Genomic DNA, 24,772 nt, shown 5'->3' with positions numbered 1-24,772 from the left:
CAGGGAACGGCGCTTGCGCCTCCGAGCGGCCGTTCGCTGGTGCCGAGCGAACAAGTCTATGGCCCTATTCGGGGCGAACTGTCAAGAGCGGGGATGGCGCTCGATACTCAGGCGCTATGCCATCAGGCCTGCATGACTGTGAATGGTGGGACGGTTATGGGCAGCCCTCGTATCCGCAGGTCTCTCGATTACGAGCGCACCCACCATGTCCGGTTTCGGGGTTCGTTAGCGCGTCCACGGTCAGAGGCTGCTGATTCGCCGGACCCACCGTCGCGCGGCGCCCCATACCTTCGGTCTCGAGAGGCGTTCATGCGACGGCCCCCGACGGTCCTCATAATTGTCTCCGCTTCGGCCATGCTGCTTGTCGGCTGCGAAAGCGGTCAGCCCCTCGAACCTTTCATGACAGGCCAGGACATCGCTGCTGCCAGGGTGGGCGGTGGGTCAGAGGTGGCGGCGCCATCGAACGCTCTCGCTACCACATACTCCGCTGCGCAGATAGATGTCAGCTGGCGGGACAATTCGAGCAATGAGACGAGGTTCGATATCTACCGGTCCCTCACAGGTGCGACCGGCGCCTTCACGTGGTTGGCCTATACCGCCGACAATACAACGACTTTCAAGAATACAATGCTCGAACCTGGCGTGCAGTATTGTTATGCCGTTGTCGCGGTGGCGGTTATCAAAAGGAGGACTATCAACTCCGTGTTCTCCAATACGGCGTGCGCCACGACGGCGCCGCCGGTGGCTGCACCATCGAACGCTTCTGCTGTCGCACCATCTGACAACCGCATTGAAATACAGTGGCAGGACAACTCGAGCAACGAGACCCACTTCGAGGTGCACCGCTCTGGCTACCCTCAAGGCAGTGTGTTTTCGCTGCTGACTGTCACAGGCGAAAATGCCATCAGCTACAGCGATCAGGGCCTTTCACCGACTACCGAGTACTGCTACAAGATTCGCGCAGTACAGATGATTGGAGATCAGGTCAGCGTCTGGCCGTTCTCCAACATCGCTTGCGCGTGGACTCTTCCCAGCGCAGCCTCCTCGGCTACGGCCACGCCGAACAACAGCTATGTAGTTGTTGTCGATTGGACGGCCATAGGAATCTATTTCCGCATCGAGCGATCGACCGACGGTGGAGTAGTCTGGAACACCGCGGGCACAGCAGAGAATACCCGATCGTTCTGGGACAACGTGCAACCCGAGCAAGCGGTCTGCTACCGGGTGGTCAGCTACAATACGAGTGGTGAGGCCCCACCGTCGAACACGGATTGCACGACTCCCGCGGCTCGACCGACGGAGGTGGCCTGGTCAACAGTCGACGCTTCAACGGTGGAGTTGACCTGGAGGGATAACTCCAGCGTCGAGGATGGTTACGAGGTGCGGGCGATGTATGACGACTGTTGGCGCGATTGGGACGGCGTGGAGTACTGCGATGGCTACATAGAGAGCGTCATTGCTGTGCTTCCGGCGAATACGACGAGCTTCCGCAAATCTGGCGTGGGCAGCAAGGTATCGGTGTATGCGATGAAGGACGGTGGCTACTCCACCGGGGGCATTTCGCCGTGAGGCGCAGACTCGAGCCGTAACGCACATCGAGGCTGCAGCAATCGGGTTTGTCCGCTTTTCCCTTCATTCCTCGCGTTCTCACATGTCAGGATTGCTGCGGGCCACGGGAGCGGAGAAGGCACCTACCGATGATTTGCTCAATCCCTTCACACGGAGTCACGCATGGAACGCCGAAATCGTGGAATCGCAGCACTGGCAGCAACATTTGGGGTACTTGCCTGTTCGGAGCAGTCACCAGTTGCGCCCGACGCGGGCTATGATGACCTGCGTATGGCCATCCAGAGTACTCCGGGGTCGTATGTCATCTCTTTTCTAAAAGGAACCAGCAGCGGGTTGGCGCCCACCGCGGGTACTGAACCGGTGGGGACCTATCTGGTTCTCAAGTCGGAGGTGAGGGACAACCTCGGGAATCTCGCTCAGAGTGGGACAGTGACGTACCAGGTTTGCTCCGCGAAGGGGAATTATGCGCCGAGCGCGACGTGCAACAGTGGCGGGGGAACATGGAAGCGATTCTTCAGCGGTTCCGTCGACCCGATTGGGCTGCTCGTGGGATTTGGCTCCTGCTCTACTCCGAGGGCCATTGGCTTCCGGCTTACTTATTCCGGTGGCGGAAGCAGTGGAATCGCGAATGGCGTGAGCGCCTCAAAGGACTTCATCTGGGCTGCCATTTAGCAACGCAGCAGTCGGATGCAGGGCCGCGTCAAAACTGCAATCTGCTGCCGAGCTGTAATTGTCTCGTTGCGAATATTCCACTCGGAGAGCCGAAGTCCGGTCTCGGCTCCCCCGTGGGACTTCGCTGCACGCCGAAGTATCCCGAATAATTCTCGGTGTTGAACACGTTGAACGCCTCGGCGATCAGAGAGAGCTGCGCGCCACGTCGCACCTCGAACCCCTTGGTGAGCCGCAGGTCTACCACCCGGTACCAGTTTCTCCATGCATTCGGCGGAACCCGAAAACGTGTGCCGTCGATGAAGTCGTCCTCGAACATGTTGTTCTTGTTCACATCTTCTCCCACCTGCGCGCGGTATGGACGAGGGCTCGCTACCGTCGCTACAGTTGAAAGCCGGATCCCGAAGGGCAGCACCGACGTTCCGGAGAGCACGAAGCGGTGCCGCTCATCACCGCTGATTCGCTGCATTACGTAGAACTGATTCGCCGCCCCGGCAGGGGCCTGGGTGTTCTCGACATCCCAGTCTGCTTTCGCCGAGGCCAGCGTATACGCAACATTCAGCCGCAGAGTGCTGTCCGGATGGTATGAGAGATTCGTAAGCAGCGCGCGGTAGCGCCCACGAGCAAAATCTCCCCACGCGATGATGTTGCCATACGCGGATGAGAGCACGCGTCGTGGGGTCTGCGACACATCCAGCCAATTCAGGTTGACCGATGCAAAGAGGTGGCGGACATCCTGACGGATATAGTCGATGTTCAAAGTCAGGACAGGCGTTAGCTGCGCGCCGAGTCCGAGCGACCATTGCCTGTTCTCCGGGACATCCATTCGCTGCGGCAGGAGAGTGATGGAGGGACGAACAGTGCCTCCCGCGCCGGCAATGACTCGATTCCGAAGCTCTTCCGGATCCAGCGTCCCCGGATTCGTAAAGGTGTACGTCCGCCATGTAGCCGTGCGCCGCTCATTGAACGGCACGAAACCCGGCACGCGGTCGTACATGATGCCGAAGCCGCCTCGAATGAATGCGCGTCGACTTCCTGTAACATCCCACGAAAATGAGACCCGCGGCGAAAAATTGTTCAGATCGTCTTTGCGGTCGCTGCGGTTGAGTAGACCACGAAGCTCGGGCCGCGAGTTGATCGCCGTGTCGCTCGCCCACGGAACCGTGAAGTCGTTGTTCATGGTGTTGATGTCGGCGTCGTAGCGGACGCCGAGGTTCAAAACGAGACGCGATGTGACAGCCCATTCATCGTTGAAGTAAACGCCGGCGACCCAACCCCAGAGCTCAGCGAAGGCATCGCGATCGGAATGGGGATCGAAATACCCGACGCCGATCGACGCCTCGAACGGGGCTCCGCTTTCGGTCCTGAACCGGAACGAACCCGGCCCGTTGTTCGGCGTGAACTGGTCAAGGTTGACGCGTGAAACCTCAAATCCTGCCTTGAGGAGATGGCTCCCGGGCCCGCTGCCGACACCGTATGTGACACGATCGATGACACGGAACTGTTTTTCGTTGACTGCGCCGAACTCATTGGCGCGCCCGATGATCAGTGTCGGATACCTGAGCTCGGGGCCAGCCACGAGGCGACGGTTTGCGTTTGACCAACGGACGAACTGGAGACTGAGCTCGTTTGCCAGCCCCGACGCGGGCAGCCACCGATGACGCAGATTCACAGTGTTGACCGCATACGCCGAGGCGGTCGCCGACTCTCTCGACACGGTCCCTCCGAACCGTGACTCACCCGTGAAGTAGCGTGACGACACTATCGCTTCGAATACATTGGCAACATTCGCCGCGTAAGTGAGGCGCACAAGACCCGCCTGATTCCGGCTCGGGGCATTGAAGACGCCTGCGTAGCGGTCCCAGTATCCCGGATCGCTCGCCGGCTGTCCGGGAACGACGGCTACGTAGTTGGCCGCGTCGGAAATCTCATAACTTGCGGCGTAGAAAAGGCGGTTGCGGACAATCGGTCCACGCAGGCTAAAGCCGCCTTGTCGCCGATTGAAGTCCGGCTTCTCGAAGTTCGGAATACCTCGCTGAAAATCGTTGACGGAGACCAGGTCCTTGTTCTGGAAGAAGCCGAACGCCGAGCCGTGAGTCTCATTCGTTCCGCGGTGGGATACCGCGCTCATGATGTAGCCGGCTCCGCGCGTATACTCTGCGTCGTATGGATTGAGGAGAACGCGGAATTCCTGCAGCCCGTCAATTGGGAGTATCGAGCCGACCTGCGGCGTGCCCATGACGTTGCTGCTGTTGAAGTTCTTCATCTCGACGCCATCGAGATAGAAATTGAGCGCACGCTCATCGCGCAATGCTCCGGCTCCCGGAATGGAATGACCCTCGATCGGCTGAAACGAACGGATTCCGGGAGCCACGGCAGCCAGGTCCATCACGTTGCGTGTATTCAACGGCAGACGCTCGATCTCCTCGGCACTCAGCGCCGTCGACACGGACATGCGCTCGATCTCTGCTGCGTCGGTACGTTGCACGTGCACCTGCACGGTTTCGAGCGTGCTGGTTGCCTGCTCGAGGATGAAATTCAATTGCGCGCGCTGCCCAGCCACCAGATGAACAATTTGCGTCACGCCGGCGGCGTACCCGATGATTCGCGCTGAGACGGCGTACCGACCAGGACTCATCCCGAGCATGCGGAAGAACCCGCGATCGTTCGTCAGGGCATTGCGGCGCTCGTTCGTGAGACTGTCGACGGCGCTGACTTCCGCGCGCGCGATGCCGCCGGCTTCATCGCGAACGAGGCCCTCTAGAGTGATCGCCGGTTGTGACCACGCAGAAGTGGGAGGCGCGATCGCGATGAGCGCCACAAGGATGACGAACCGTTGCTTCATCACCGGGGCGCCCGGCCCCAGCTGGGAAAGGCGCTGAAGGCGACTGGCGACAAATCCGTGAGGCGTTTCACATCACTGCCGTCGGCGTTCATGACGTGGACCTGCCCGTGTCCGAGAACGGTTCGGTGAAACACGATGCGCCGGCCGTCGGGGGACCACGACGCATGCGCGTCCAGGCCAGGATTTCTGGTCAGGCGCACCGGATTACTGCCGTCGGCATTCATGACGTAAATCTCCATATCGCCGTCGCGGTCGCTGTGAAACGCGATGCGCCGCCCGTCCGGAGACCATTCGGGATGATGGTCCATCGCGTCGTTGAAGGTGAGGCGCCGTGGGTTGCGTCCGTCGGAGTCCACCACGTGAATCTCGAAGCGTTGGCGCAGCCCGCTGCTGAAGGCGATCCGTCGTCCGTCGGGTGACCATGACGGAGTGTTCTCGCCAGCTGCGTCGTTGGTAACTCTCCTCAGTCCGGTGCCGTCCACGTTTATCGTGTAGATATCGATTTGCTTCACCCGCGTGCGGAAGGCGATGCGTTTTCCGTCGGGAGACCAGGTCGGGTTGTTTGCTCCGAGGCCACGATCGCTGAAACGGGTCAGCTGCCTCTGCTCGGTGCCGTCCGCATTCATCACGAAGATGTCGAGGCCTCCTGCGCGCTGGCTGGTAAAGGCGATCATCCGGCCATCTGGAGACAAGGCAGGCTGGTTGTCTGTGGCTTTGCTATGTGTCAACCGGCGCTGATCCGTTCCGTCGGCATTCATCACGTATATCTCCTCATTGCCCAGATTGCCGACAGCATCTGGGCCGTCTCTGTCGGAGACAAAAACGATTCTGGAGCTGTTCGCGGCCGCGGCAGCGGGCGGCCCAGTGGCCGCAACCGGTCTCTCCGATAAAGCACGTCTCACCGTCTCGTTCACGCTCCCGGACGTGTCGGCGACCCGTGACGTCGACACGCTCGCTCCGCCGGTCAGCAGATTGGCGGTGAGCAGACGTCGATTGAGGCCGAGCCCGTAGCGAACGAGCGAATCGGCTGCGCGGTGCTCGCCCGCACCGTGGAGCGCACCCGCGAGATCAAACACGGTGCCGGCAACTTCCGGGTGCTCCTCGGGGTGCGTTTCACGCGCGAGCACGAGCGCCTGGCGAAACAGCGCTGCCGCGCCGCGGTAATCGCCCGCATCGGCAATTGCGCCGGCCAGCGCGCTCGTGCTGCGCGCCAGATCGGCCCGGGCATTCGGACCGCGCGACTCATCGATTGCGACGGCTTCGCGCGAAAGCCGTTCCGCCTCCGGGAATCGTCGTTGCGCGCGGCGCACTGCAGACAGCCCGATGAGGGTGCGCGCCACATCGGCATGCCGTGTTCCCAGCTTACGCCGGCGCAGAGCAAGCGCCTCACCGTAAGCCTCCTCGGCGCGAACCATGTTCGCCTGCGCGAGGAGCACCGCCCCCAGCTGATTCAAGGTCTCCGCAATCTCGAGATCCGGTTTCGGCCGCAGGTTGCGGCGAAGTGCAAGCGACGTATCGAGGAGACTGCGAGCGCGGTCGTGTGACTCGAGCCGGTGGTACGCTCCGGCCATCTCGAACATCAGCCGGGCACGTTGCTCGGGATGAGCAATCATCTGCTGATTGATGCGGGCTGACGCGCTATCGAGAATGTCCCGCGCCTCAATTCCGCGGTCACCGGGAGCCACGGTCCGAAAAATGTTCAGAAAAACCCCGCCTACCTGCTCCGCCCTGTCGCGCTCGAGCGCGATCCGCTCCGCCTGTGCACGAATGCTCGATCGCTGGACTGTCATCACGGCGGCAAACCCCACCACAAGAACAGCCGCCGCCGACGCCATCGCCACACCTGTGCGATGCCGACGGATAAACTTTCGGGTGAGATAGGAGCGGCTCTCTGGTAGGGCGAGAACAGGCAAGCCGGTCAGATGTCGCCGGACGTCGGTCTCGAGCTGCTCGACGGTTGCGTAACGCCGGCTCGGGTCCTTGGCCATCGCCTTCAGCACAATCGCGTCGAGATCCCCTCGCAGCCGCCGAACGAGCTTGACCGATGTGCTTCCACGTGAGAGCGCGCGGGCTGCAGCGGACCGCTCGGCTGCACGGGCGCCGACAGGTTCGCTTTCGCGCGCGGCTGAGACCGATGGCCGCTCGGGCTCCTGCTCGAGCACAGCACGCGCAACCTCATAGCTCTCGAACGTTGAAAGACGATACGGCCTGCTGCCGGTGAGGAGTACATGCAGCAGGACACCCAGTGCGTAGACGTCGGCGGCGGTCGACGCCGGCTCGCCACGGATCTGTTCGGGACTGGCATACAGTGGCGTCATCAGTCTGTCGCCAATCGTCTTTGCCGCGTCTGCGCTGTTCGAATCTTCCGCGAGAAGCTTGGCGATGCCGAAGTCCAGCAACGCAACACGGCCATCAGCTGAGACGAGAATGTTCGACGGCTTCAGATCGCGGTGAACCACGAGATTGCGATGCGCGTACTGCACGGCCGAGCAGGCCTCGCAGAAAAACTCGAGGCGCTCCTCCACCGACAGCCGGAGGTCATCGCAGTATTTGTCTATCGGCTGACCGTCGATGTACTCCATCGCGAACCACGGTTGCCCATCGGCCGTCACACCGCCATCGAGCAGTCGCGCGATTCCCGGATGGTCGAGCGTCGCCAGAATCTGCCGCTCCTCGAGAAACCGCTGAAGGCGACGTCGATCGCCGCCGCTCCAACGCGGCAGAACCTTGAGGGCTACTTCTTTTCGGTACTGGTCGTCCGAACGCTCAGCGAGATATACTGCGCCCATCCCACCCGATCCGACCTCGCGGCGGACGCGGTACGGTCCGAACATCGACGTCGCGTTGCTTCTGTCGCCGTTGTCTCCGGACTCGTTGTCCAACACGGCTGGCTGCAGGAACGGCGCGGCAAAAACAGCTGCAGGCGTCTCCAAGGTGGACAGAGTCGCCGCGGCGTCGATGAGAGCCTTCAGCTCCGCGCCGACCGAGGGATGATCTTCGAGACATCGGTCGACGAACGCCTGACGGTCTGCGGGGTCCAGCTCGAGCGCGCTGTCGGCGGCCTCGAACACCTCCCGCCATAGCTCCACCAGTTTCGTTCTCGCCATGTCAGCCTCCGCTCGCCAGGACGAGCCCGCCGACATCCACCCGTCGAACGGTCGCTGGAGAAGTGCTCGAGGCGAACAAAGTGGAGGCCAACGCGTCAGAGCATAGTCTCATTCGAGCATTCTGTACAGTACCGTACCGCCCCGACGGTACCGCGACACGCACACTGCGAAGATGCGATTGTTTTCTTCACTCGCGCGAACAAGGTCGAGCCTATTTACTCGTAGCGACGTTTGCGTATGAACGCGATAATGCCTGCCAAAAGCGGACATGCAGGAAGCTGTCTACTCGAGTGTTCTGTGGAGCCACCCTTTCGCTTTGGTCCAGTCCCGGCGAACCGTACGAGCGGTGACGCCCAGGACTTCCGCCGTCTCTTCCTCGGTGAGGCCGGCAAAAAAACGACATTCCACAACGCGGCTCAGGCGTTCGTCGATGCTGGCGAGCTCGACCAATGCGTCGTCCACGGCGAGGAGCGTGTCAGCGCGCTGCTCCGCGACGAGCATCGAATCGGTGAGACTTACGCGCCGCGGCGCGCCACCGCGCTTGTCGGTTCGATAGCTGCGTGCATAATCCACCAGGATTCTACGCATTGCGTTCGCAGCGACGGCAAAAAAATGGGACCGGTCAGTCCATTCCGCGCGCGTCTGATCGACGAGCTTGAGGTAGGCCTCGTGGACGAGCGAGGTCGTGTCGAGGGTGTGTCCGGCGTGCTCGCGCCCCAATTGCCGGTGCGCGATGCGGCGCAGCTCGTCGTAAACGAGAGGGAACAGCTTCTCCCGCGCGGAGGGCTCGCCCGCACGCCAGGCTACGAGCTGAGTCGTGATGTCCGCGTCGTCATTCATCCGCGGATGTCTCCCGAGGGACTTGCGAGCACTCAAGATGACTCCCGTCCCTGCATCCGGCAAACGTTCTTGACCGTACGCCGGGTCAGAAGAGATCATAATTTGCGCGAATCCGGTTCGACCGAACGCCACCGTTACTTAGCTATTGCGCTAATTAGCTAATTAGCTTATATTCACCTATAACCGCTTAAAGAGGCCGAAGTGCCCGGTTCTAACGCCGTCTTCAGAGCTCTGGCAGATCCGACGCGACGAGAAATCGTCAAGCTCTTGCGTCATGGTCCGCTGAATTCCGGAGAGATCGCCGAAAGATTCCCGAGCGCGTGGCCAACTATCTCGCGCCACCTGGCTGTGCTCCGCGACGCCGATCTGATCTCAGCCGAGCGCAACGGGAGCAGCATCCGGTACGAGCTCAACGCGACCGTGTTGCAGGAGCTCGTAGAACACATCTTCGACTGGACAAAGAAAGGAGAAACCGATGCGTAAGTGGACTCCCGCGATCCCGATCATCGGATCATATGCTATCTCGGCAGCGATTTTCTCACGCCTTCCGGCGTTGGGACATCCGGACCTGTCTCCGCTTTTCCCGATCAGCTTTCCAGGCGGCGAGGGTGTGCCGCGCATTGCGGCTGCACTCCTGCTGCCGACCATCACGTTGGGCGTGTGGGTTCTTCTCACCGCGCTCTCGAAAGTCGGTGGTCCGCGAAAGCCCCTGCCCGAGTGGTGGCTGAATGAAGGAACCGGATCAGAATCTGTGGACCGGTTCGCGCCTACTTATGCAACGATGACTTTTGCGATCACGTCGCTCCTTGCTCTCATGCACATTGCGCTGATCGCGAGCCTGCTGCAGTCGCCACCGTGGATTTATCAGATCCTCACCGCAATCCTCGGCGTCGGATTCATCGCCGCCGGTAACATAGTGCCGAGGACGCGGCCGAACTGGATCGTCGGTATACGCACGAAGCGGACACTGACGGATCGAGCCGCCTGGCACCGCACGCATCGCGTGCTGGGAGCGCTTATGATGGGACTGGGGATCGTCGTTGTGGTCGCTTCGATTGTCTTCCCGCGTTATGCGCTGTTTGTCGCGCTCCTCGGGCTGCTGCCGTCGTTTATTGTCGCGCACATCGTCGGCACGCGCGACACCGACACAGTCGTTCTCGAAAGGACATAACGGACAGTTTGCGATGTTGATCAGGCAGTTCAAACCGTCCGACTGGAGCGAATGGCGCCGCATGGCCACAGCCTTGTTTCCGGGTACGTCTATGGAGGAAGACGAAGCCGAGATGCGCGCAACCCTCGCGCGCTCAGACGCGGCGGTGTTCGTGCTCGAGCGGCCTGATGGCAATTCGCTCGCCGGCTATGTCGAGGTCGGCACTCGTTCAGTCGTGGACGGCTGCACTACGAGCCCGGTAGGATATATAGAAGCCTGGTATGTCGACCCCGACGTGCGCCTTGGCGGTCATGGCCGCTCACTGCTCGAAGCCGCCGAAGCGTGGGCTCGAGACCAGGGATATCAGGAGATGGGATCGGATGCGCTGATCGACAATCGCGTGAGCCACATGGCGCACGAGCGGAGCGGCTACATCGAGGTCGATCGCGTAGTCACCTACCGGAAGGATTTGCGCTAGCGCGGCTACGGCTCCCAGCTCGGCGTTCCGCCGGAAGGCGTCAGAGTCAGCCACGATGCCGCGGCGGGAGCGATGACCTGCACTTCGTCCCACTGGCCCGGCTGCTCGCTGCGCACGACCCGCATCGAAGAACCCGAGCTCGTCAGCACCATCCACTCGTCGTTGTCGCCCACTCCAATGACCTCGCTCACGTAATCCGTGGCGCCCGATCCATTCCTGACGACCACATCGCCGGCACCCGGCTTCAACGGTGACTGTGCCTGAGCCAGGGATTCACGCCTGCCGTAGGCGAGGTTTTCCAGCTTCTGGCGCGGAATCTCGTTCGCGGGAAGATCGAGAAAGTAATCGAGCGAGAAAAGCGCGAGACCGAGCGCCTCACGCTCTTTGGCGAGCAGTTCGTGATCTTCGTCGGACGACGCTGTCTCGGTGTCGGCGATGCCGATGAGAAATTCACAGCACCGGCGAATCGCAGCCGGCGGATAGGGCAGCTCTGACACCGGGCGATAAAGACAGTCCGCGAATGCGCCTGGCTCTTCGCGGGCAGCGTCATACTCGCCCACAACGGTAAGCGCCAGAGTGACGTGCTCCGGTACGGAGGGATCCAGTGCTTTTGGAGGAATCGCTCCGGTATCTGCGGGGCGGATCAATCTCCAGAGTCGCCAGTACTCCAGCTCCTGCCTTTCATCGTGCTCGACAGCCGCCGCGGAGCGAGTCGCAAGCTCTCGCTGGATACCTTGTCCCTGGAGCGTGGCTATGATCCGCCGCTCCTCGTCCGAGGGGTAATGCGGCACCCGCCCCCCGGCGTCACTAACCACCGGCAACGAACGGAGGCGCTCGAGCATCGCTGCAAAAAAATTCGACATTGGCATCGCTCTGGTCTTTATCCGTGGGGCCCTTGGCGACCCTCTGCTGATTGAAGGACGATCAAGAGGAGGTCTTACAACACCTCGAGCCGCGAAAAAGCCATTGAATGCAAATCGCTGCCGCAAACCTATATTCGGCGTAATCCCCCGATGGCTATCATGGACCCCTTGTTGGCGACGGGCGTCGAGCGCACCGTCGAGATCGCGCTGGTTGGAGTGATTGCCCTGCCGCTCGCTCGCCTCGCGATTCACCCGGGAGTCCGGCGGAGATTTCAGGCTTTTCCGCGGATTCAGACCGTCATGACTGCAACGCTCGCGCTCTACGTTGTCGCCGTTGTCATCATCGCGCTCTCCGACCCAATTGCGCTGAGAGCCGCTGCGGCTGCGGCGCTGGTGGTGCTTGCTCTGGAACGGTGGCAGGCGCGAGCCGCGCACGGCCGTAAGGCCGGGCTACCGGCGGGTTCGCTGGCCGTGATGCCGATCTCGCCATGGCACGATCCTCAATTCTATCTGAAGCAGGCTGCTCGGCACGGACCAGTTTTCAAATTCCGACATTTCATCCATCCGGCTGTCGGAATCGTTGGACTCGAGCGCGCGGCGAATTTTCTGGCCGCCAACGATGAGAGCCTGGTCGTCCCCGCGGCGCCTTTCAACGGCCTCGTGCCCGGTGGCTTCGTGAGGTACCTCGACGGCGGCCGGCATCGCGATGTAGCGGCCGTCCTGCGATCGGCCCTGACGCCCGCGGTTGTTGACTCGTGCGAGCAGGTGCTGGCAACGGAAGCCAAATCCATGCTCCTGTGTCTTGCCGCCAATGACGGCAAGGCGGATCCGCTGCCGGCGATCGACCGGATGGTCCTCAACGATCTGATGCGCTGCTTCTTCGGCATTTCGCCTGGACCCGATCTCGACCGCCTCGAGGAGCATTATCGGGTCGCGGACTACCGTCATCTCGCGCGAACTGGTCGGCGCCGCGCCGCCGCGGCATTGTTCGACATCATTGGCGAGCTTCGTACTCGGACTCTCTCACGTGACGAGGATTCGCTCGCGGATCGACAATCTTTTCTCTCGGAGCTTTGCCGTCTTCATCCGGACGCGCTCTCCGACGACGAGCTGATGGCGAACTTCGTGTACACGCTCCACACGGCTCGCCTCGACGTGATAGGCTTTCTATCCTGGCTCCTCGTGAAGCTGGGAGAGAACCCGGCGAGTCTGGCGCGGCTGGCGAATGAAATTGAATTCGATCGCGCTCAGGCACTGGCGCCAGGGGGACTCGCCGATCGACTCGTGCGCGAGACTCTCCGGCTGCATCAGAGCGAATTTCTGCTCCGCCGCGTCAAACGGCCAATACGATGGGACGGGCTACAGATTCCCGCGGGCTGGTATGTTCGAATCTGTGTGCAGGAGAGTCACCGCAGCAGCGAGATGTTCGACAGTCCCGATAACTTCGACCCGGATCGCTTTCTTGTCCCTGCGAGGCGGACTCAGTACTCCCCGTTCGGGCTGTCTCCTCGCATTTGCCCAGGCGCGCATCTCTCGCGTGCGATCGGCCGCAACCTGGCCGTCGAGCTGGCGGCTGGATACGAGCTCGAGGTGCATAACGCGGAGCCGGCCGAGTTCAGCGGGTTTCACTGGCGGCCCGGCTCACGTTTCACCGTGTCTCTGCGCCCCCGCGCATGAGCGCTGCGGCTTTGCCGTCTACCGGCATGCCAGCAATGTCTGTCGTTCTCGCCACTGATACGTGGAACACGATTCTTCCCGTGATCAATCGACTCAATGATCTGACGACGAGACGGCAGCTGGAGATTGTGCTGGTAATGCCGGCCTCGCAATCGAAGACGATCGGAGCGGAACGCCTCACCGATTTCGCCAGCGTGCGAATCGTAGACGTGGACTCGTCCATTCCGCTTGGAGCCGCGCGGGCCTCGGGCGTTCGCGCCGCGACCGCGCCATTGGTGTTCATTGGAGAGACTCACTCCTACCCGTGTTCGGGAATGATCGAGGCTCTCACCGAAGCGCACGAGGCAGGCTGGGGAGTCGTCGTTCCGTCGTTCGCGAACGCGAATCCCGATGGCGCCGTTAGCTGGGCCGGATTCCTTGCGGGCTACGCATCGTGGACCGATGGCAAGCCCGCTGAAGAGCTTCATAGCGCGCCAATCCTCAACGTGTCCTATCGACTCACGTTTCTGCTAAACCTCGGCGATCGGCTCGAGCAGGCGCTTTCGGAGGGCGAGGACATGATGGCGGAGCTCCGGAGGGCTGGGGAGCGCGTCCGATTTGAGCCAGCGGCGCGAATCGAGCACGCAAATATTTCATTTCTTGCACCGTTGCTTCACCAGCGCTTCCTTGCGGGCCGTGTAATTGCGGGCACCCGCAGCGCACGCTGGTCCGCTTTTCGGCGCCTCGGATACGCTCTCGCTTCACCCCTCATTCCCGCGGTGCTGCTGGTGCGACACCGCGACGGCATTTCTAGGGCGATTCGTCGGGAGCGGCCGCCATCCGGCGCTGCCGCGGTCCTCGTCCTGTGCAGTGTGCTCCAGGCGGCGGGCGAAATGGTCGGTTATGCCCTCGGCGTGCCGGAATCAGTCCGCAAGCGTTACGACGATTATGAGATCCGCCGACTCGAGGATACGCGAATCAGGGGTAATCCCCGGAGTCATGAGTTAGATTGAATCATACGTTCAAGGGGCAAAGTGACGAAGGAATTCGAATTTGTGGATCAGGGACTGACATTCTACTGCTCGGTTGAAGCGCCGTTACACGAAGGTATGCCTCCATGGTGGTGGTTCCGCGTCGACACCGGAAAGACAACGCGCCACGCTCCCTTTGCAGCGTCGCCGAAGGATACGAAGCAGTCAGTGCAGAGTCGGATTATCGCCTATTACGCGGAGCTCCTGGCGATTCAGGCTCGCCCCGTGCACCAGAGGCCCGTGTGGCGTAAGCCTGTGCGCCCGCCGGAGACCGTAACCGTCGAAACGACCCCAGCCGAGTCGGCCGTCCCCACCGCCTGAAATTTTGGCTGTCCGGGCGCCGAACACCCGGGCAGCAATCTCTGCTCAGCGCACGAGCGGCAGCAGCAGCTTGATCATCGTGACGATCACGATCACTCCCACGACGTCGACGACGATACCGTAGCGCATCATCTGCTTGAGCGGGATGTACCCGGAGCCGTACACGATGGCGTTACAGGGTGTCGACACCGGGAGCATGAAGCCAAGGCTCGCGCCCATCGTGGCTCCCAGAGCGGGCTCCACTGGATCCACTCCGGCCGCACGTGCGATCGAGATCACGACAGGCACGATCATGTTCGCTGAAGCGGTGTTCGACGTGACCTCCGACAAGATCACCGCGAGGATTGTCGACGCGATGAGCAGGCCGGTTCCGCCGCTCGACGGGAGATAGCCAAGCAGGTTTTTCCCGAGAGTCTCGGCGAGGCCGGTCTTGAAGGAGAGAACTCCGAGCGCGAATCCACCGCCGTAGAGGAGAACTATTCCCCAGTCGATCTTCGCGGCTTCGCGCCAGGTGATCGCCTTGCCCTGCTGGTTGCCGGGCAAAATGAAAAGCAGGCACGCGCCGATCAGCGCCGCGACACCTTCCGGAATCCGCGCGGTGAGCGCCTGGTACTGCGGACTGGTCTCGCCGTACACGAGCGCGAGCACTCCCGGCAGCACCCAGAGAAAAACGGTCACACAAAACGCGAGCACCGTGGATTTCTCACCAGCGGACCAGGCGCCGCGGCGCTCGTGCTCGCGCTCGAGCATCCTGGCACTTTCCCCGACTCCCGCGTGCATGCCCGCTGCCGCGCGGCGAAAAATGAAGAACACCGTCAGAAGCAATACAATCACCGTCGGAACGCCGATCAGCATCCACTTGAAGAATGGGAGCTCGGCGCCGGTGAGCTGACGAATGAATCCGAGACCGATGACGTTAGGCGGAGTCCCGATTGGAGTCGCCAACCCGCCTACGGATGCGGCGAACGCGGTCATCAACATCAGGGCGGTCGCGTAACGCGGGTCGAGACTCCGACCGTTGCGTTTGGCCGAGTCGGCCATGAAAGTGAGAATGGCCATCCCGATGGCGTACATCATGGCCGTCGTGGCCGTATTCGAGATCCACGCCGAGATCGCCGCGGTGACCGCGCCGAACGCAAAGAGAATCCGCATCGGGCTCGCGCCAACGATGCGAAGAGAGAGCACGGCGTACGCCACACGGCGGTCGAGCCCATGCAGCATGATCGCCTTGGCGAGCATGAACGAGCCGATGAAGAGGAACATCAACGGGTCGGCGAACGGCGCGAACACGTCACGCGCCGGAGCGACGCGCATCACGATGCAGGCGGCGGATCCGATGAGCGCCGTCACCGGCATCGGCAGTGCCTCGGTAATCCAGAGAATCACCACGGCGGCCATGATGGCCGCGAGGCGGTGAGCCTCGGGGCTCAGTCCGCCGAGAGGCGCGAAAAGAAGAGAGAGGAAGGCGAGGAGAGCGAGCAGACTTCCGAGGTGGCCGCGCGCGGCGCTCGAATCAGCTCGCTTTAGTCCTTCGATTTCCTGCGTGGCCCCTGTGGGGACAGTCATGGCGGGCCACACTACGGTGGCCCGCGCGCGCGGTCAAGCTATGGCTCGCATCTGCGGTCGATCGCGAAAGACCGGTGATCGGTCCGGGTTGCGCGATTATCCGTTCTTTCGAATCCTGACGTGACCGTTGCCTGTCGAGAATTTGATGCGCCTGCCGCCGTTCCCGATCTTCCCCTCGACGCGACGCGAGCTCCATCGGTCACCCATCTGCATCGGGAAATCGGTCTCGAAGTTCCTGTACGCGACGTTCGCCTCGACGACCGCTGAGAAATTGGACGGAACTTTCAACTCGATCGAACCGTTTCCAGTGCTGAACTCCATGTCGTCCGCGCTTCTCAACGACGCCATAGCGACGTCGATGCTGCCGTTGCCCGAGCTCGCCGAAACGGGACCAAGCGACGTCGAAACCGTGATGTCGCCGTTGCCGGTACTCGCTTCGACTTCACCGCCTGCGCGCTCGACTTCCAGGTCACCGTTTCCCGACGAAGCGCTTACCCGGCCGGTTGCTCCTATGACGGTGACTTCCCCGTTCCCCGAGCTCGCCTTGACCTCTGCGCCTGTGTTCCGCACCTCTACCGTTCCATTGCCGGTAGCCGCAAGCAGGTTGATACCCCTTGGCAGCTCGACAACGAAATCCACTTTCCCCGCACGGCGCTCTCTCCAGTCTCGCGAGTCGGAATCGGATTCGTAGCCCCTCGCGTCGCAGCGGGTCGTGCGGGGCCAGATGGCGCACACGGTGACATTCGCGCCGTCGCGGCGGACATCGAATCTGACGTCGGCATCAGACCCGGCATCGAACCCTCGCGTCGCCGACACGACGACATTTCTGCCCGACGTGTGGCGCACTTCTATCGCGCCCCTCAGGTTCCGGACGCGGAACCACGCGCCGGCAGCTACCGGGCCGTTGAATACCTGATTGGAGCCCTGGGACGTAATCTGCGACGGGGCGGGCGTCGGGCTGCTTGTGAAAGCCCCGAGAACTACAGCCAGCACTTGTAGCATCATTGACGGACCTCGGTGGTGGTGGATTCTTGTACTGGGTCCGACAAGCAAGCCTTCAGGATGGTTTGAATCGGATATTCCACCGCAGGGCTGCGCGCGGACCGGGCGCTTCCTGGGCGGAGACACTCCGGGCCAGTTGCCACTAAATATGACGTCTGGCGTGCACGGCGACTCGCAGCTTTCTTCCTTCACGGAATGGAAAGCTTCGTCACTACTGTCGCGCTTATCGGCATGGTCATCGTCGTCGCTTCGCTTCTTTCTGGGGCGATCGAACGCACCGGCCTTCCCCTCGTTCCGATCTTCCTCGTCCTTGGCGTCGCGCTCGGTCCGTGGGGATTCGGAATTACCGATGTCGGCTTCCATTCTCCCGCGCTTCACGCGCTTGCCATGCTCGGACTCGCGCTGCTGCTCTTCAGCGACGCAGTCACGATCGATACGAAGCAGCTGCGCAAGCGGCGCTTCATGTTGTGGCGGCTGCTCGGACCGGGTACGGTCGCACCGGCGATCCTCACTGCTCTCGCCGCGTGGGCGCTGCTCGACTTGCCTGGACCGGCCGCCGCGATACTCGGCGCCGCTCTCGCATCAACCGATCCGGTTCTCCTCCGCACCGTGCTGAGGTCGAAGGCACTCCCGGAGGGGCCGCGGACGGCGCTACGTCTCGAGACGGGGATGAACGACGTCGTGCTGCTTCCGATCGTCATTCTCTCGATGCTGCTGCTGCCCGCGCGGGGCGAGGTTCTCGCCGCGAGTGCGGCAAGCGGAACGGAGATCGGGCGCAGCATCCTTGGACTCTTCGTCCTCGGTCCCGGCCTCGGCGCTCTCGTTGGCTGGGCTGGAATTTCCGGACTCGCCTTTGTCCGGTCGCGCACGGGAGTAAGGCGCGATTACGAATCTCTCTACGCGCTTGGTCTCGCATTCACGAGCTTCGCGTTCGCGGAAGCTGTGGGAGGAAGCGGCTTCGTCGCGGCGTTCGTAGCCGGGCTCGTCGTGGCGTCGAGGGATATCGAGCTTTGCGATTGCTTCCTGGAGTACGGCGAAGCGACCGCGGAGATGCTGCTCCTCCTCACCTTCGTGGCGCTGGGAATGTCGCTGATCTGGCTCGGCCTCACGATACTCGATTGGCGCACTGTTCTGTTCGCGGTGATCGCATTGACCGTACGGCCTATTGTGCTCTACCCGGTTCTTGGCGGCGTCAAATTGAGCGATCGCGATCGGCGGCTGGTCGCCGCGTTCGGGCCGCGTGGGTTGAGCTCGCTTCTTCTCGCCCTGTTGCCCGTGTTCGCGGGAGTAGCGGGCGGCGAACGGATATTCGTGCTCACTTCCGTCGTCGTGCTCCTCTCGGTGGTGGTGCACGGGAGCGCTACCGCATTTTTTCTTCGCGCCAGGACGCCGGCTGGTCGCGGGATCAGTTCTGCAGTCGGCGAGCCCGAGATCGCTCAGCCGGAGGTGCTACTGCCGCTCAGCCGCGCCGCATCAGCCACCCAGACGGTGGATGATCGAATCACGATTGAGGAGCTGAGGGCGCTGGAAGCAAAAGGGGAGGAGGTGGTGATCGTGGACGCTCGCGCGAGCCGCAACTACGATGGTGATCCTCTCATTGCGCGCGGCGCGGTTCGGTTGCGACCGGACGATCCGGTGCGCGACGCGACGGAGCAGCGCCTCTCAAAGCATGCTACGCTGGTGATCTATTGTGCGTGACACGACGAAGCCACGAGCGCCCGTGCGGCGCTCCAGCTTCGAAAGGCAGGTTGGACGAAAGCACGCGCGCTCGTCGGCGGCTGGCGCGCATGGCTCGATGTTGGCCTTCCCACCGAGCCCAGGTCAGAGCAAGTCGCGCGGTGACGGCACTGCACGGCGTTCCTCCGCCGCGCGGTGTCTGGCCTGACTACGGTACTAGTGAAATCTGCCCGCGAAGCTCGCCACCCGGGAAGTCGCCAGGCCCCGTATTGGTCGGAGCGACACCGTCATTGGTGTGTACGTTGACGTAGGTGTCACCACTCCGCATCAGCGAGATCAGCGCATCGAACGATATGCCGAGGGGCGAGGAGTATGTTGCCCGCGTCACAGAACCGCTTATCGCCGGGTTGCTGACGGCAGTACCGGAGAAGATGCCGAAGGCAACCGGACAATCGCACTCGAGCCCGCCAACGTGGATGTGGGAGGCGAAAACGTTGTTCGCGCCAGTCATCGTGACGTTCCAGGTCAGCGTGTTCCCGTCCGCCGAAAGGGTAAACGTCGCACTACCGTTGGCAGGAGTCGTCCGTGGAGTCGGCCGTTCTTTCGCGCCGGTGAGTGACGCGGTGAACGTTTGGGCTGTCGGACCCGTCCCGTTGTCATCGTCCGTGTCGCACGCGGCGACAAACGCAAACGCCATGACTGACATGGCAAACAATTTCGAGTGTATCATCGATCCTCCTCTGGAGCGGTTAAGAAACCGAAGGGACCTCGGTCTACTCGACATTGACGGTCCCTTTCATGAATGCGTGTGGAACGCAGTGATAGTTGAAGTCGGTTCCGGGCGCGTCATCGAACGTGCGAGTCCAGGCGGCTCCCACCTGAATCGACGGTGAATCCCAGATTCCCGTGTCGGACGTTGACGTGTGCGAGTCGGAGCCGGCAGTTTCGCAATTGACCCAGCTCACTTTGGTCCCACGCTTGACGGTTACCTGGTCGGGAATGAAGGTGAAGTTCCTGATCAGGATGATCACCGTGCCTGCTGCGGAGGTCGGAATGGTGCATTCGCCGGTTAGCGGCAGCGGGCCGGTAGCCGTCTTCTCGGAAAAGCAGCTCGCCAGAGGGATACTGGCCAAGGCAACAGTCGCGAACGCCGTCAGGGTTGCGGTCTTTCGCGAGCGGAATTGCCAGCTCACCGTGTTATTCCGCATCGAAGTTTCGCCCCTGACACGTATTGTTGTCTCCTGCTTTGTGGTGCCCGCCTAAGGGCCAGTGCGGCGAACAGTAGAGCGAGGGCGACCCTCAAGACCACCGGTGAAAGGCGAGCGAACCGTTCCAGGCGGCGAACAACGGGTCAGCGCGGGCGGCGGGTAACGGGTGCGGGTGCGGGTGCGGGTGCGGGTAACCGGTAAACGGGTACGGGTACGGGTACGGGTAACGGCAAACGCGCAACGGGGTATTTTGGAGAGGAGTGAGAATCCCTTAACGGAGGTGTGCAAACATGACCCTGACTCGTGTGTGCAGGCTAATGGTTCCGGTGGCACTCACGGCTCTCGCCTGCTCCGACCCGAGTGGTCCTGGCGAAACGATAACGTCACTTCCCCGGCCTCTCACCGTAGCCGAGCAGAAGCTGATCGGCGGCAGCAATGCCTTTGCGTTCGACCTGCTCCGCCAGGTCAACACGGCTCAACGTGGGAGCAACGTCTTCATATCGCCGTTGAGCGCCTCGATGGCGCTCGGAATGACAGCCAACGGCGCGGCAGGTTCGACTTACGATGCAATGCGCAGCACTCTCCGCCTGGGAGACGCAAGCCGGCAGGAAATCAACGAAGGGTACAAATCCCTGATCGCTCTGCTCCGCGGGCTCGACAAGTCCACCGATTTCCGAATCGCCAACTCCATTTGGTACGAGCAGACGTTCCCGTTCAACGAGCCGTTTCTCGCCGAGAGCAAGTCGTTCTTCGACGCCGAAGTGAAGGGTCTCGACTTCACCAGCCCGTCGGCGCTCACCACGATCAACTCGTGGGTCAACGCGAGCACGAACAACAAGATTCCGGAGATCCTCGACGACATCGATGACGCCGAGGTGATGTTTCTGATCAACGCCATCTACTTCAAGGGATCGTGGCAGAAGCAGTTCGACAAATCGAAGACTGCTCAGGCTCCTTTCTTTGCGCTCGATGGAAGCACGGCCAATGTGCCGCTGATGCACCAGTCGGTGCCGCTCAGAGTCGCTCGCACTTCGACCTACACCGCGGTCGACCTGCTTTACGGCAATTCGGCTTACGCCATGACGGTCGTGCTGCCCAATCAGGACGTGAGCGTCAACACGCTGGCCGAGTCGCTGACGGGGGAGACCTGGAAATCGCTCGAGGAATCGTTCAGCGAGCACCAGTCGGAGTTCTATTTTCCGCGGTTCAAGCTCGAGTGGAAACGTGTCCTGAATTCTGATCTGCGCGCGCTGGGGATGGGGATCGCCTTCGATAACGCGGACTTCACACCGATGTCGCCTCGCGGGCGGGAGCTCGTCATCACGAAAGTCATTCAGAAGACTTTTGTCGACGTCAATGAGGAAGGCACGGAGGCAGCAGCAGCAACGAGCGTAGGAGTCGGCCTCACCTCGGCACCTTCGGCGATCCGTGTGGACCGTCCGTTTCTGTTTGTCATCAGGGAGCGCTTTTCCGGCACGATCATGTTCATGGGGAAGATCGTGAAGCTTCCGGCTTAGCGTCTGTCAAGGCCTCTGTGGGCTCGGTTGAACTGCCCGAAACGCGCTGGAGGGCGTGAATCGGTTTCGTCACGATACTGTGACAGTTCTTCCGTTGACGCTCCGGTGGCCTGGCGACGAGGTTTCAGTCCATGACGGGGAACGGAAGTCCCGAGCAGCGCGTGCTGGTGGTGGACGACGAAGCCGACATCGTCGCGCTGGTTGCATATCATCTCGCGAAAGCGGGCTACGGAGTTTCGACAGCCTCGAACGGTGCCGCAGCGCTCGAGAAGGCCGGTCGAGAGCGGCCCGCGCTCGTGGTGCTCGACCTGATGCTCCCGGACATGTCCGGGTTCGAGGTCCTCGAGGCGCTACGCGCCGACGAGACGACAAAAAACGTGGCCGTTCTCCTGCTCACGGCCCGAAGGGAAGAACCCGATCGCATCAGAGGTCTGTCCCTCGGCGCCGACGACTACCTCATGAAGCCTTTCAGCCCGCAGGAGCTGGTGCTGCGGGTTGCGGCGATTCTGCGGCGTGTCGCGGCCGGCGGCCCGCAGTCAACGGAGACTCTGCGCATCGGCGCGCTCCTCATCGACCGTGACTCGCATCGGGTGAGCGTCGACGATCGTGCAGTCGAGCTGACTCCAACCGAGTACAAGCTCCTGTTGCTGCTGGCTGAGCGACGCGGCCGAGTCCAGGGTCGCTCACATCTGTTGCAGACCGTCTGGGAGGCCGCGCCTGACATTCAAACCCGAACCGTCGACATGCACGTTCAGCGACTGAGATCGAAGCTCGGCGCCGCGGGTGACATGATCGAGACTGTCCGCGGCTTTGGCTACAGGATCAACGCCGCGAACTAGTCTCGCGAAACACCGCTAGGGCACGTCTTCGGAGTGATGCTTGATCAGCTTTCCCTCCGCGAGATAAACCGCATCTTCTCCGATGTTGGTAGCCAGATCGGCAACCCGTTCAAGATTACGACTCACGAGTAGCAGCTCCAGCGACGGCGTGATCGTCCGGTGGTCTTCCATCATGTGGGTGAGCATGATCCGGAAAACTGAATCATGCAGCGCGTCGACTTCGTCATCGGCCGCACAAACTGCGCGCCCCAGGGCGCCATCGGATCTTATGAATGCGTCGAGCGCGTCGCCCAGCATTTTTCGCGCGCGCCTCGCCATGTCCGGAATCTCCGGCACCATCGGCGGATGCTCGTCCTGCTCCATGAGCTTCAGGCACGACTCGGCGATGTTGACGGCGTGGTCGCCGACCCGCTCGAGGTCGTTGGAGACTTTTATCGCTCCAATGATGAATCTCAGGTCGGTTGCCATCGGCTGCTGCAGCGCGAGCAGCTCGATTCCCCGTTGCTCGAGCTCCACCTCGAGCCTGTTCAGCTCGACGTCGCTCTCGATCACCGCCTGCGCCTTGCCCGGGTCGCGGGTGATCAATGCGTCCACCGCGAGGTCGATCGTGTCCTCCGCGCGGCGCGACATGAACAGCAGCCGCTCCTTGAGCTTCGTCAGCTCGTCGTGAAAATGACGGAACGGCCGAACTATGCCTGGTGACGTCATCCAAATCTCCCGGTGATATATGCTTCGGTTTCTGTCTGCGCAGGGCGGGTGAAAATTCGCTCGGTGGTGTCTGCTTCGACGAGGCGGCCGAGGTAGAAGAACGCGGTCCGATCCGAGATGCGGGCGGCCTGCTGCAGATTGTGCGTGACGATGATGATCGTAATATCGGACTTCAGCTCGTAGAGTAGCTGCTCGATTTTCTGCGTTGCGGCCGGGTCGAGGGCGCTGGCCGGCTCGTCGAGCAGAAGCACCTCGGGCTGGTTCGCGAGCGCGCGGGCGATGCAGAGGCGTTGCTGCTGCCCACCCGAAAGGGCAAGGGCGCTCTTCCGCAGCCTGTCCTTTACTTCCTCCCACAGGCCAGCTCGCCTGAGCGAGTCTTCCGCGATTCGGTCGAGCTCTGCGCGTCCACGCACTCCGTTGATGCGCGGGCCGTAGATCACGTTGTCGTAGATCGACTTCGGGAAGGGATTCCATCGCTGAAATACCATTCCGATTCGCTGCCGCAGCGCCACGACGTCGGTGCCGGGAGCATAGATGTCCTCACCGTCGAGAAGCATCGCACCCGTGTGACGCGTTCCTTCTATGAGCTCGCCCATGCGATTGATCGCGCGCAGAAACGTCGATTTGCCGCAGCCGGAAGGTCCGATCAAAGCCGTCACGGAGTGTGGCTGGACGGTAAGAGACACGTCCAAAAGCGCCTGCTTGGTGCCGTAGTAAAACGAGAAGTCGCGCGACTCAATGGACCCCTCGGACGGAGCCGCGACGTTTGCCTGGCTCTCGGCGACTGCGGTCATCCGAACCGCCCGGTGATGTATGCTTCGGTGCGCTGGTCGGTCGGCGCGGTGAACAGTGTGCTGGTCGGCGCTATCTCGACAAGGTCACCCATCAGCATGAATGCCGTACGATCGGAGACGCGAGCCGCCTGCTGCATGTTGTGCGTCACGATCCCGATGGTGATCGACGATCGAAGCTCATAGACCAGCTCCTCGACCTTTTGAGTGCTTGCGGGGTCGAGCGAGGCGGTAGGCTCGTCGAGCAGCAAAACCACTGGCTTCGTCGCCAGCGCGCGAGCGATGCAGAGTCGCTGCTGCTGTCCTCCGGACAACGCGACTGCGCTTGTTCGGAGCTGGTCCTTTACCTCCTCCCACAACGCGGCGCGCCGCAGAGCGTCTTCGACGATCTCGTCGACCTCCCGCCTCGGCGGCATTCCTCCCTCTCTCACGCTAAGGCCGGCGGCGACATTCCCGCGAATTGACATCGTGGGGAACGGAGTGGGCCGCTGAAAGACCATTCCAATTCGCCGGCGAACAGCGATCGCGCTCGTTCCCTCGCCGTAGACGGGCTGCCCGTCCAGCGTCACGCTGCCGGTCACGCGCGCGCTGGGAACCGTCTCGTGCAATCGGTTGAAGCATCGCAGGAGAGTAGACTTTCCGCAGCCCGAGGGACCGATGATGGCAGTGACAGACCGGTCGTTCAAAGCAAGACTCACATCCTTCACGGCCCTGAGCTCGCCGAAGTAGGCGTTCAGATCCTCTGCGACGAGGCACGGTCGAGTCTCCTCCACCGATCGAGTATCGCCATGAAGGTCGGCACCGACGACCGGGCGCAGCGCGAGGCCGCGATCGGCCTGCTCCGGTTCCAACGGAAGGGGTTTAGGCTCGGAGGCGCCCCTGCTCAAAGGCTCGACCGCGGTGACGCGCGGCTGTACGCTGCCGCTGCTCGTCAT

General features: G+C 61.9%; 22 protein-coding genes. 11 read left to right on the top strand and 11 right to left on the bottom strand.

What is annotated here, in order from left to right; translation table 11 throughout:
* Positions 1-309 precede the first annotated feature (309 nt).
* Together VES88_01450 and VES88_01445 are read left to right on the top strand one after the other, a co-directional pair.
* A complete protein-coding gene (locus tag VES88_01450) occupies positions 310-1,569 on the top strand; it encodes a fibronectin type III domain-containing protein (protein ID HYN80140.1) in 1,260 nt (419 codons plus the stop codon).
* 162 nt (positions 1,570-1,731) lie between these two features.
* On the top strand, positions 1,732-2,241 hold the full coding sequence (locus VES88_01445) for a hypothetical protein (protein ID HYN80139.1): 510 nt from the start codon (positions 1,732-1,734) through the stop codon (positions 2,239-2,241).
* 28 nt (positions 2,242-2,269) lie between these two features.
* On the opposite strand, the gene VES88_01440 is transcribed toward VES88_01445, so the two are convergent.
* From VES88_01440 to VES88_01430, 3 genes are all read right to left on the bottom strand, one after another.
* Positions 2,270-5,083: a carboxypeptidase regulatory-like domain-containing protein gene (locus VES88_01440; GenBank protein HYN80138.1), complete on the bottom strand. Its 2,814-nt coding sequence runs from the start codon at positions 5,081-5,083 to the stop codon at positions 2,270-2,272.
* Positions 5,083-8,190, bottom strand: coding sequence for a protein kinase (locus VES88_01435; GenBank protein ID HYN80137.1), 3,108 nt, complete (start codon positions 8,188-8,190; stop codon positions 5,083-5,085). The genes VES88_01440 and VES88_01435 overlap by 1 nt, the downstream gene beginning before the upstream one ends.
* Before the next feature lie 282 nt (positions 8,191-8,472).
* Positions 8,473-9,030 (bottom strand): sigma-70 family RNA polymerase sigma factor, encoded by a 558-nt coding sequence (locus VES88_01430; GenBank protein ID HYN80136.1) that lies wholly within the window; start codon positions 9,028-9,030, stop codon positions 8,473-8,475.
* A 201-nt stretch (positions 9,031-9,231) separates the two neighbouring features.
* Here VES88_01430 and VES88_01425 point away from each other — a divergent pair, with 201 nt between their 5' ends.
* The 3 genes from VES88_01425 to VES88_01415 are packed head-to-tail and all read left to right on the top strand — an operon-like array spanning position 9,232 to position 10,658.
* Positions 9,232-9,513, top strand: a complete 282-nt coding sequence (locus VES88_01425) for an autorepressor SdpR family transcription factor (GenBank protein ID HYN80135.1) — start codon at positions 9,232-9,234, stop codon at positions 9,511-9,513.
* Positions 9,506-10,201 carry an SdpI family protein gene (locus VES88_01420; protein ID HYN80134.1) on the top strand — a complete coding sequence of 232 codons (696 nt, stop codon included), beginning with the start codon at positions 9,506-9,508 and terminating at the stop codon, positions 10,199-10,201. The genes VES88_01425 and VES88_01420 overlap by 8 nt, the downstream gene beginning before the upstream one ends.
* Positions 10,101-10,658 carry a GNAT family N-acetyltransferase gene (locus VES88_01415; GenBank protein ID HYN80133.1) on the top strand — a complete coding sequence of 186 codons (558 nt, stop codon included), beginning with the start codon at positions 10,101-10,103 and terminating at the stop codon, positions 10,656-10,658. Before VES88_01420 ends, VES88_01415 begins: the two co-directional genes overlap by 101 nt.
* A gap of 5 nt (positions 10,659-10,663) precedes the next feature.
* On the opposite strand, the gene VES88_01410 is transcribed toward VES88_01415, so the two are convergent.
* Positions 10,664-11,521, bottom strand: a complete 858-nt coding sequence (locus VES88_01410; protein ID HYN80132.1) for a hypothetical protein — start codon at positions 11,519-11,521, stop codon at positions 10,664-10,666.
* Between the two features lie 159 nt (positions 11,522-11,680).
* On the opposite strand from VES88_01410, the gene VES88_01405 reads away from it, so the two are divergent.
* From VES88_01405 to VES88_01395, 3 genes are read left to right on the top strand one after another with little or no spacing between them, the layout of a single operon-like run.
* Complete coding sequence (locus tag VES88_01405) at positions 11,681-13,198, top strand: cytochrome P450 (protein HYN80131.1); 1,518 nt, start codon at positions 11,681-11,683, stop codon at positions 13,196-13,198.
* Complete coding sequence (locus VES88_01400) at positions 13,195-14,190, top strand: hypothetical protein (protein HYN80130.1); 996 nt, start codon at positions 13,195-13,197, stop codon at positions 14,188-14,190. The genes VES88_01405 and VES88_01400 overlap by 4 nt, the downstream gene beginning before the upstream one ends.
* A 21-nt stretch (positions 14,191-14,211) precedes the next feature.
* Complete coding sequence (locus VES88_01395) at positions 14,212-14,529, top strand: hypothetical protein (GenBank protein ID HYN80129.1); 318 nt, start codon at positions 14,212-14,214, stop codon at positions 14,527-14,529.
* 45 nt (positions 14,530-14,574) lie between these two features.
* Here VES88_01395 and VES88_01390 read toward each other — a convergent pair whose 3' ends face one another.
* Positions 14,575-16,095 carry a DASS family sodium-coupled anion symporter gene (locus VES88_01390; GenBank protein ID HYN80128.1) on the bottom strand — a complete coding sequence of 507 codons (1,521 nt, stop codon included), beginning with the start codon at positions 16,093-16,095 and terminating at the stop codon, positions 14,575-14,577.
* A 96-nt stretch (positions 16,096-16,191) separates the two neighbouring features.
* Positions 16,192-17,100: a DUF4097 family beta strand repeat-containing protein gene (locus VES88_01385; protein ID HYN80127.1), complete on the bottom strand. Its 909-nt coding sequence runs from the start codon at positions 17,098-17,100 to the stop codon at positions 16,192-16,194.
* Between the two features lie 192 nt (positions 17,101-17,292).
* On the opposite strand from VES88_01385, the gene VES88_01380 reads away from it, so the two are divergent.
* Positions 17,293-18,795, top strand: a complete 1,503-nt coding sequence (locus tag VES88_01380) for a cation:proton antiporter (GenBank protein HYN80126.1) — start codon at positions 17,293-17,295, stop codon at positions 18,793-18,795.
* 187 nt (positions 18,796-18,982) lie between these two features.
* Here the strand turns inward: VES88_01380 and VES88_01375 are convergent, their stop codons facing one another.
* Together VES88_01375 and VES88_01370 are read right to left on the bottom strand one after the other, a co-directional pair.
* Positions 18,983-19,504 carry a CHRD domain-containing protein gene (locus VES88_01375; GenBank protein ID HYN80125.1) on the bottom strand — a complete coding sequence of 174 codons (522 nt, stop codon included), beginning with the start codon at positions 19,502-19,504 and terminating at the stop codon, positions 18,983-18,985.
* A gap of 43 nt (positions 19,505-19,547) precedes the next feature.
* A complete protein-coding gene (locus tag VES88_01370; protein ID HYN80124.1) occupies positions 19,548-19,982 on the bottom strand; it encodes a plastocyanin/azurin family copper-binding protein in 435 nt (144 codons plus the stop codon).
* A gap of 290 nt (positions 19,983-20,272) precedes the next feature.
* Here VES88_01370 and VES88_01365 point away from each other — a divergent pair, with 290 nt between their 5' ends.
* Positions 20,273-21,499, top strand: a complete 1,227-nt coding sequence (locus VES88_01365) for a serpin family protein (GenBank protein HYN80123.1) — start codon at positions 20,273-20,275, stop codon at positions 21,497-21,499.
* A gap of 131 nt (positions 21,500-21,630) precedes the next feature.
* Positions 21,631-22,338 (top strand): response regulator transcription factor, encoded by a 708-nt coding sequence (locus tag VES88_01360; protein ID HYN80122.1) that lies wholly within the window; start codon positions 21,631-21,633, stop codon positions 22,336-22,338.
* A 15-nt stretch (positions 22,339-22,353) separates the two neighbouring features.
* Here VES88_01360 and phoU read toward each other — a convergent pair whose 3' ends face one another.
* From phoU to pstB (VES88_01345), 3 genes are read right to left on the bottom strand one after another with little or no spacing between them, the layout of a single operon-like run.
* The gene (gene phoU / locus VES88_01355; protein HYN80121.1) at positions 22,354-23,046 is read right to left on the bottom strand and encodes a phosphate signaling complex protein PhoU; all 693 of its coding nucleotides are present in this window, start codon (positions 23,044-23,046) and stop codon (positions 22,354-22,356) included.
* Entirely contained in the window at positions 23,043-23,840 is a 798-nt protein-coding gene (gene pstB / locus VES88_01350; GenBank protein HYN80120.1) for a phosphate ABC transporter ATP-binding protein PstB, read from the bottom strand. Before pstB (VES88_01350) ends, phoU begins: the two co-directional genes overlap by 4 nt.
* The gene (pstB, locus tag VES88_01345; protein ID HYN80119.1) at positions 23,837-24,772 is read right to left on the bottom strand and encodes a phosphate ABC transporter ATP-binding protein PstB; all 936 of its coding nucleotides are present in this window, start codon (positions 24,770-24,772) and stop codon (positions 23,837-23,839) included. The genes pstB (VES88_01350) and pstB (VES88_01345) overlap by 4 nt, the downstream gene beginning before the upstream one ends.

The sequence above is a fragment of the Gemmatimonadaceae bacterium genome (assembly GCA_035633115.1).
Classification (GTDB): domain Bacteria; phylum Gemmatimonadota; class Gemmatimonadetes; order Gemmatimonadales; family Gemmatimonadaceae; genus UBA4720.
Note: the sequence above shows the minus strand (reverse complement) of the source record. Positions and strands in the feature narration are given on the sequence as shown.

Bases quoted from the DNA above. Each gene is read 5' to 3' on its own strand.
- VES88_01450 (HYN80140.1), top strand. From the start codon at position 310: ATGCGACGGCCCCCGACGGTCCTCATAATTGTCTCCGCTTCGGCCATG.
- VES88_01445 (HYN80139.1), top strand. From the start codon at position 1,732: ATGGAACGCCGAAATCGTGGAATCGCAGCACTGGCAGCAACATTTGGG.
- VES88_01440 (HYN80138.1), bottom strand. From the start codon at position 5,083: ATGAAGCAACGGTTCGTCATCCTTGTGGCGCTCATCGCGATCGCGCCT.
- VES88_01435 (HYN80137.1), bottom strand. From the start codon at position 8,190: ATGGCGAGAACGAAACTGGTGGAGCTATGGCGGGAGGTGTTCGAGGCC.
- VES88_01430 (HYN80136.1), bottom strand. From the start codon at position 9,030: ATGAATGACGACGCGGACATCACGACTCAGCTCGTAGCCTGGCGTGCG.
- VES88_01420 (HYN80134.1), top strand. From the start codon at position 9,506: ATGCGTAAGTGGACTCCCGCGATCCCGATCATCGGATCATATGCTATC.
- VES88_01415 (HYN80133.1), top strand. From the start codon at position 10,101: ATGCGCTGTTTGTCGCGCTCCTCGGGCTGCTGCCGTCGTTTATTGTCG.
- VES88_01410 (HYN80132.1), bottom strand. From the start codon at position 11,521: ATGTCGAATTTTTTTGCAGCGATGCTCGAGCGCCTCCGTTCGTTGCCG.
- VES88_01405 (HYN80131.1), top strand. From the start codon at position 11,681: ATGGACCCCTTGTTGGCGACGGGCGTCGAGCGCACCGTCGAGATCGCG.
- VES88_01400 (HYN80130.1), top strand. From the start codon at position 13,195: ATGAGCGCTGCGGCTTTGCCGTCTACCGGCATGCCAGCAATGTCTGTC.
- VES88_01390 (HYN80128.1), bottom strand. From the start codon at position 16,095: ATGACTGTCCCCACAGGGGCCACGCAGGAAATCGAAGGACTAAAGCGA.
- VES88_01385 (HYN80127.1), bottom strand. From the start codon at position 17,100: ATGATGCTACAAGTGCTGGCTGTAGTTCTCGGGGCTTTCACAAGCAGC.
- VES88_01380 (HYN80126.1), top strand. From the start codon at position 17,293: ATGGAAAGCTTCGTCACTACTGTCGCGCTTATCGGCATGGTCATCGTC.
- VES88_01375 (HYN80125.1), bottom strand. From the start codon at position 19,504: ATGATACACTCGAAATTGTTTGCCATGTCAGTCATGGCGTTTGCGTTT.
- VES88_01370 (HYN80124.1), bottom strand. From the start codon at position 19,982: ATGCGGAATAACACGGTGAGCTGGCAATTCCGCTCGCGAAAGACCGCA.
- VES88_01365 (HYN80123.1), top strand. From the start codon at position 20,273: ATGACCCTGACTCGTGTGTGCAGGCTAATGGTTCCGGTGGCACTCACG.
- VES88_01360 (HYN80122.1), top strand. From the start codon at position 21,631: ATGACGGGGAACGGAAGTCCCGAGCAGCGCGTGCTGGTGGTGGACGAC.
- phoU (HYN80121.1), bottom strand. From the start codon at position 23,046: ATGACGTCACCAGGCATAGTTCGGCCGTTCCGTCATTTTCACGACGAG.
- pstB (HYN80120.1), bottom strand. From the start codon at position 23,840: ATGACCGCAGTCGCCGAGAGCCAGGCAAACGTCGCGGCTCCGTCCGAG.
- pstB (HYN80119.1), bottom strand. From the start codon at position 24,772: ATGACGAGCAGCGGCAGCGTACAGCCGCGCGTCACCGCGGTCGAGCCT.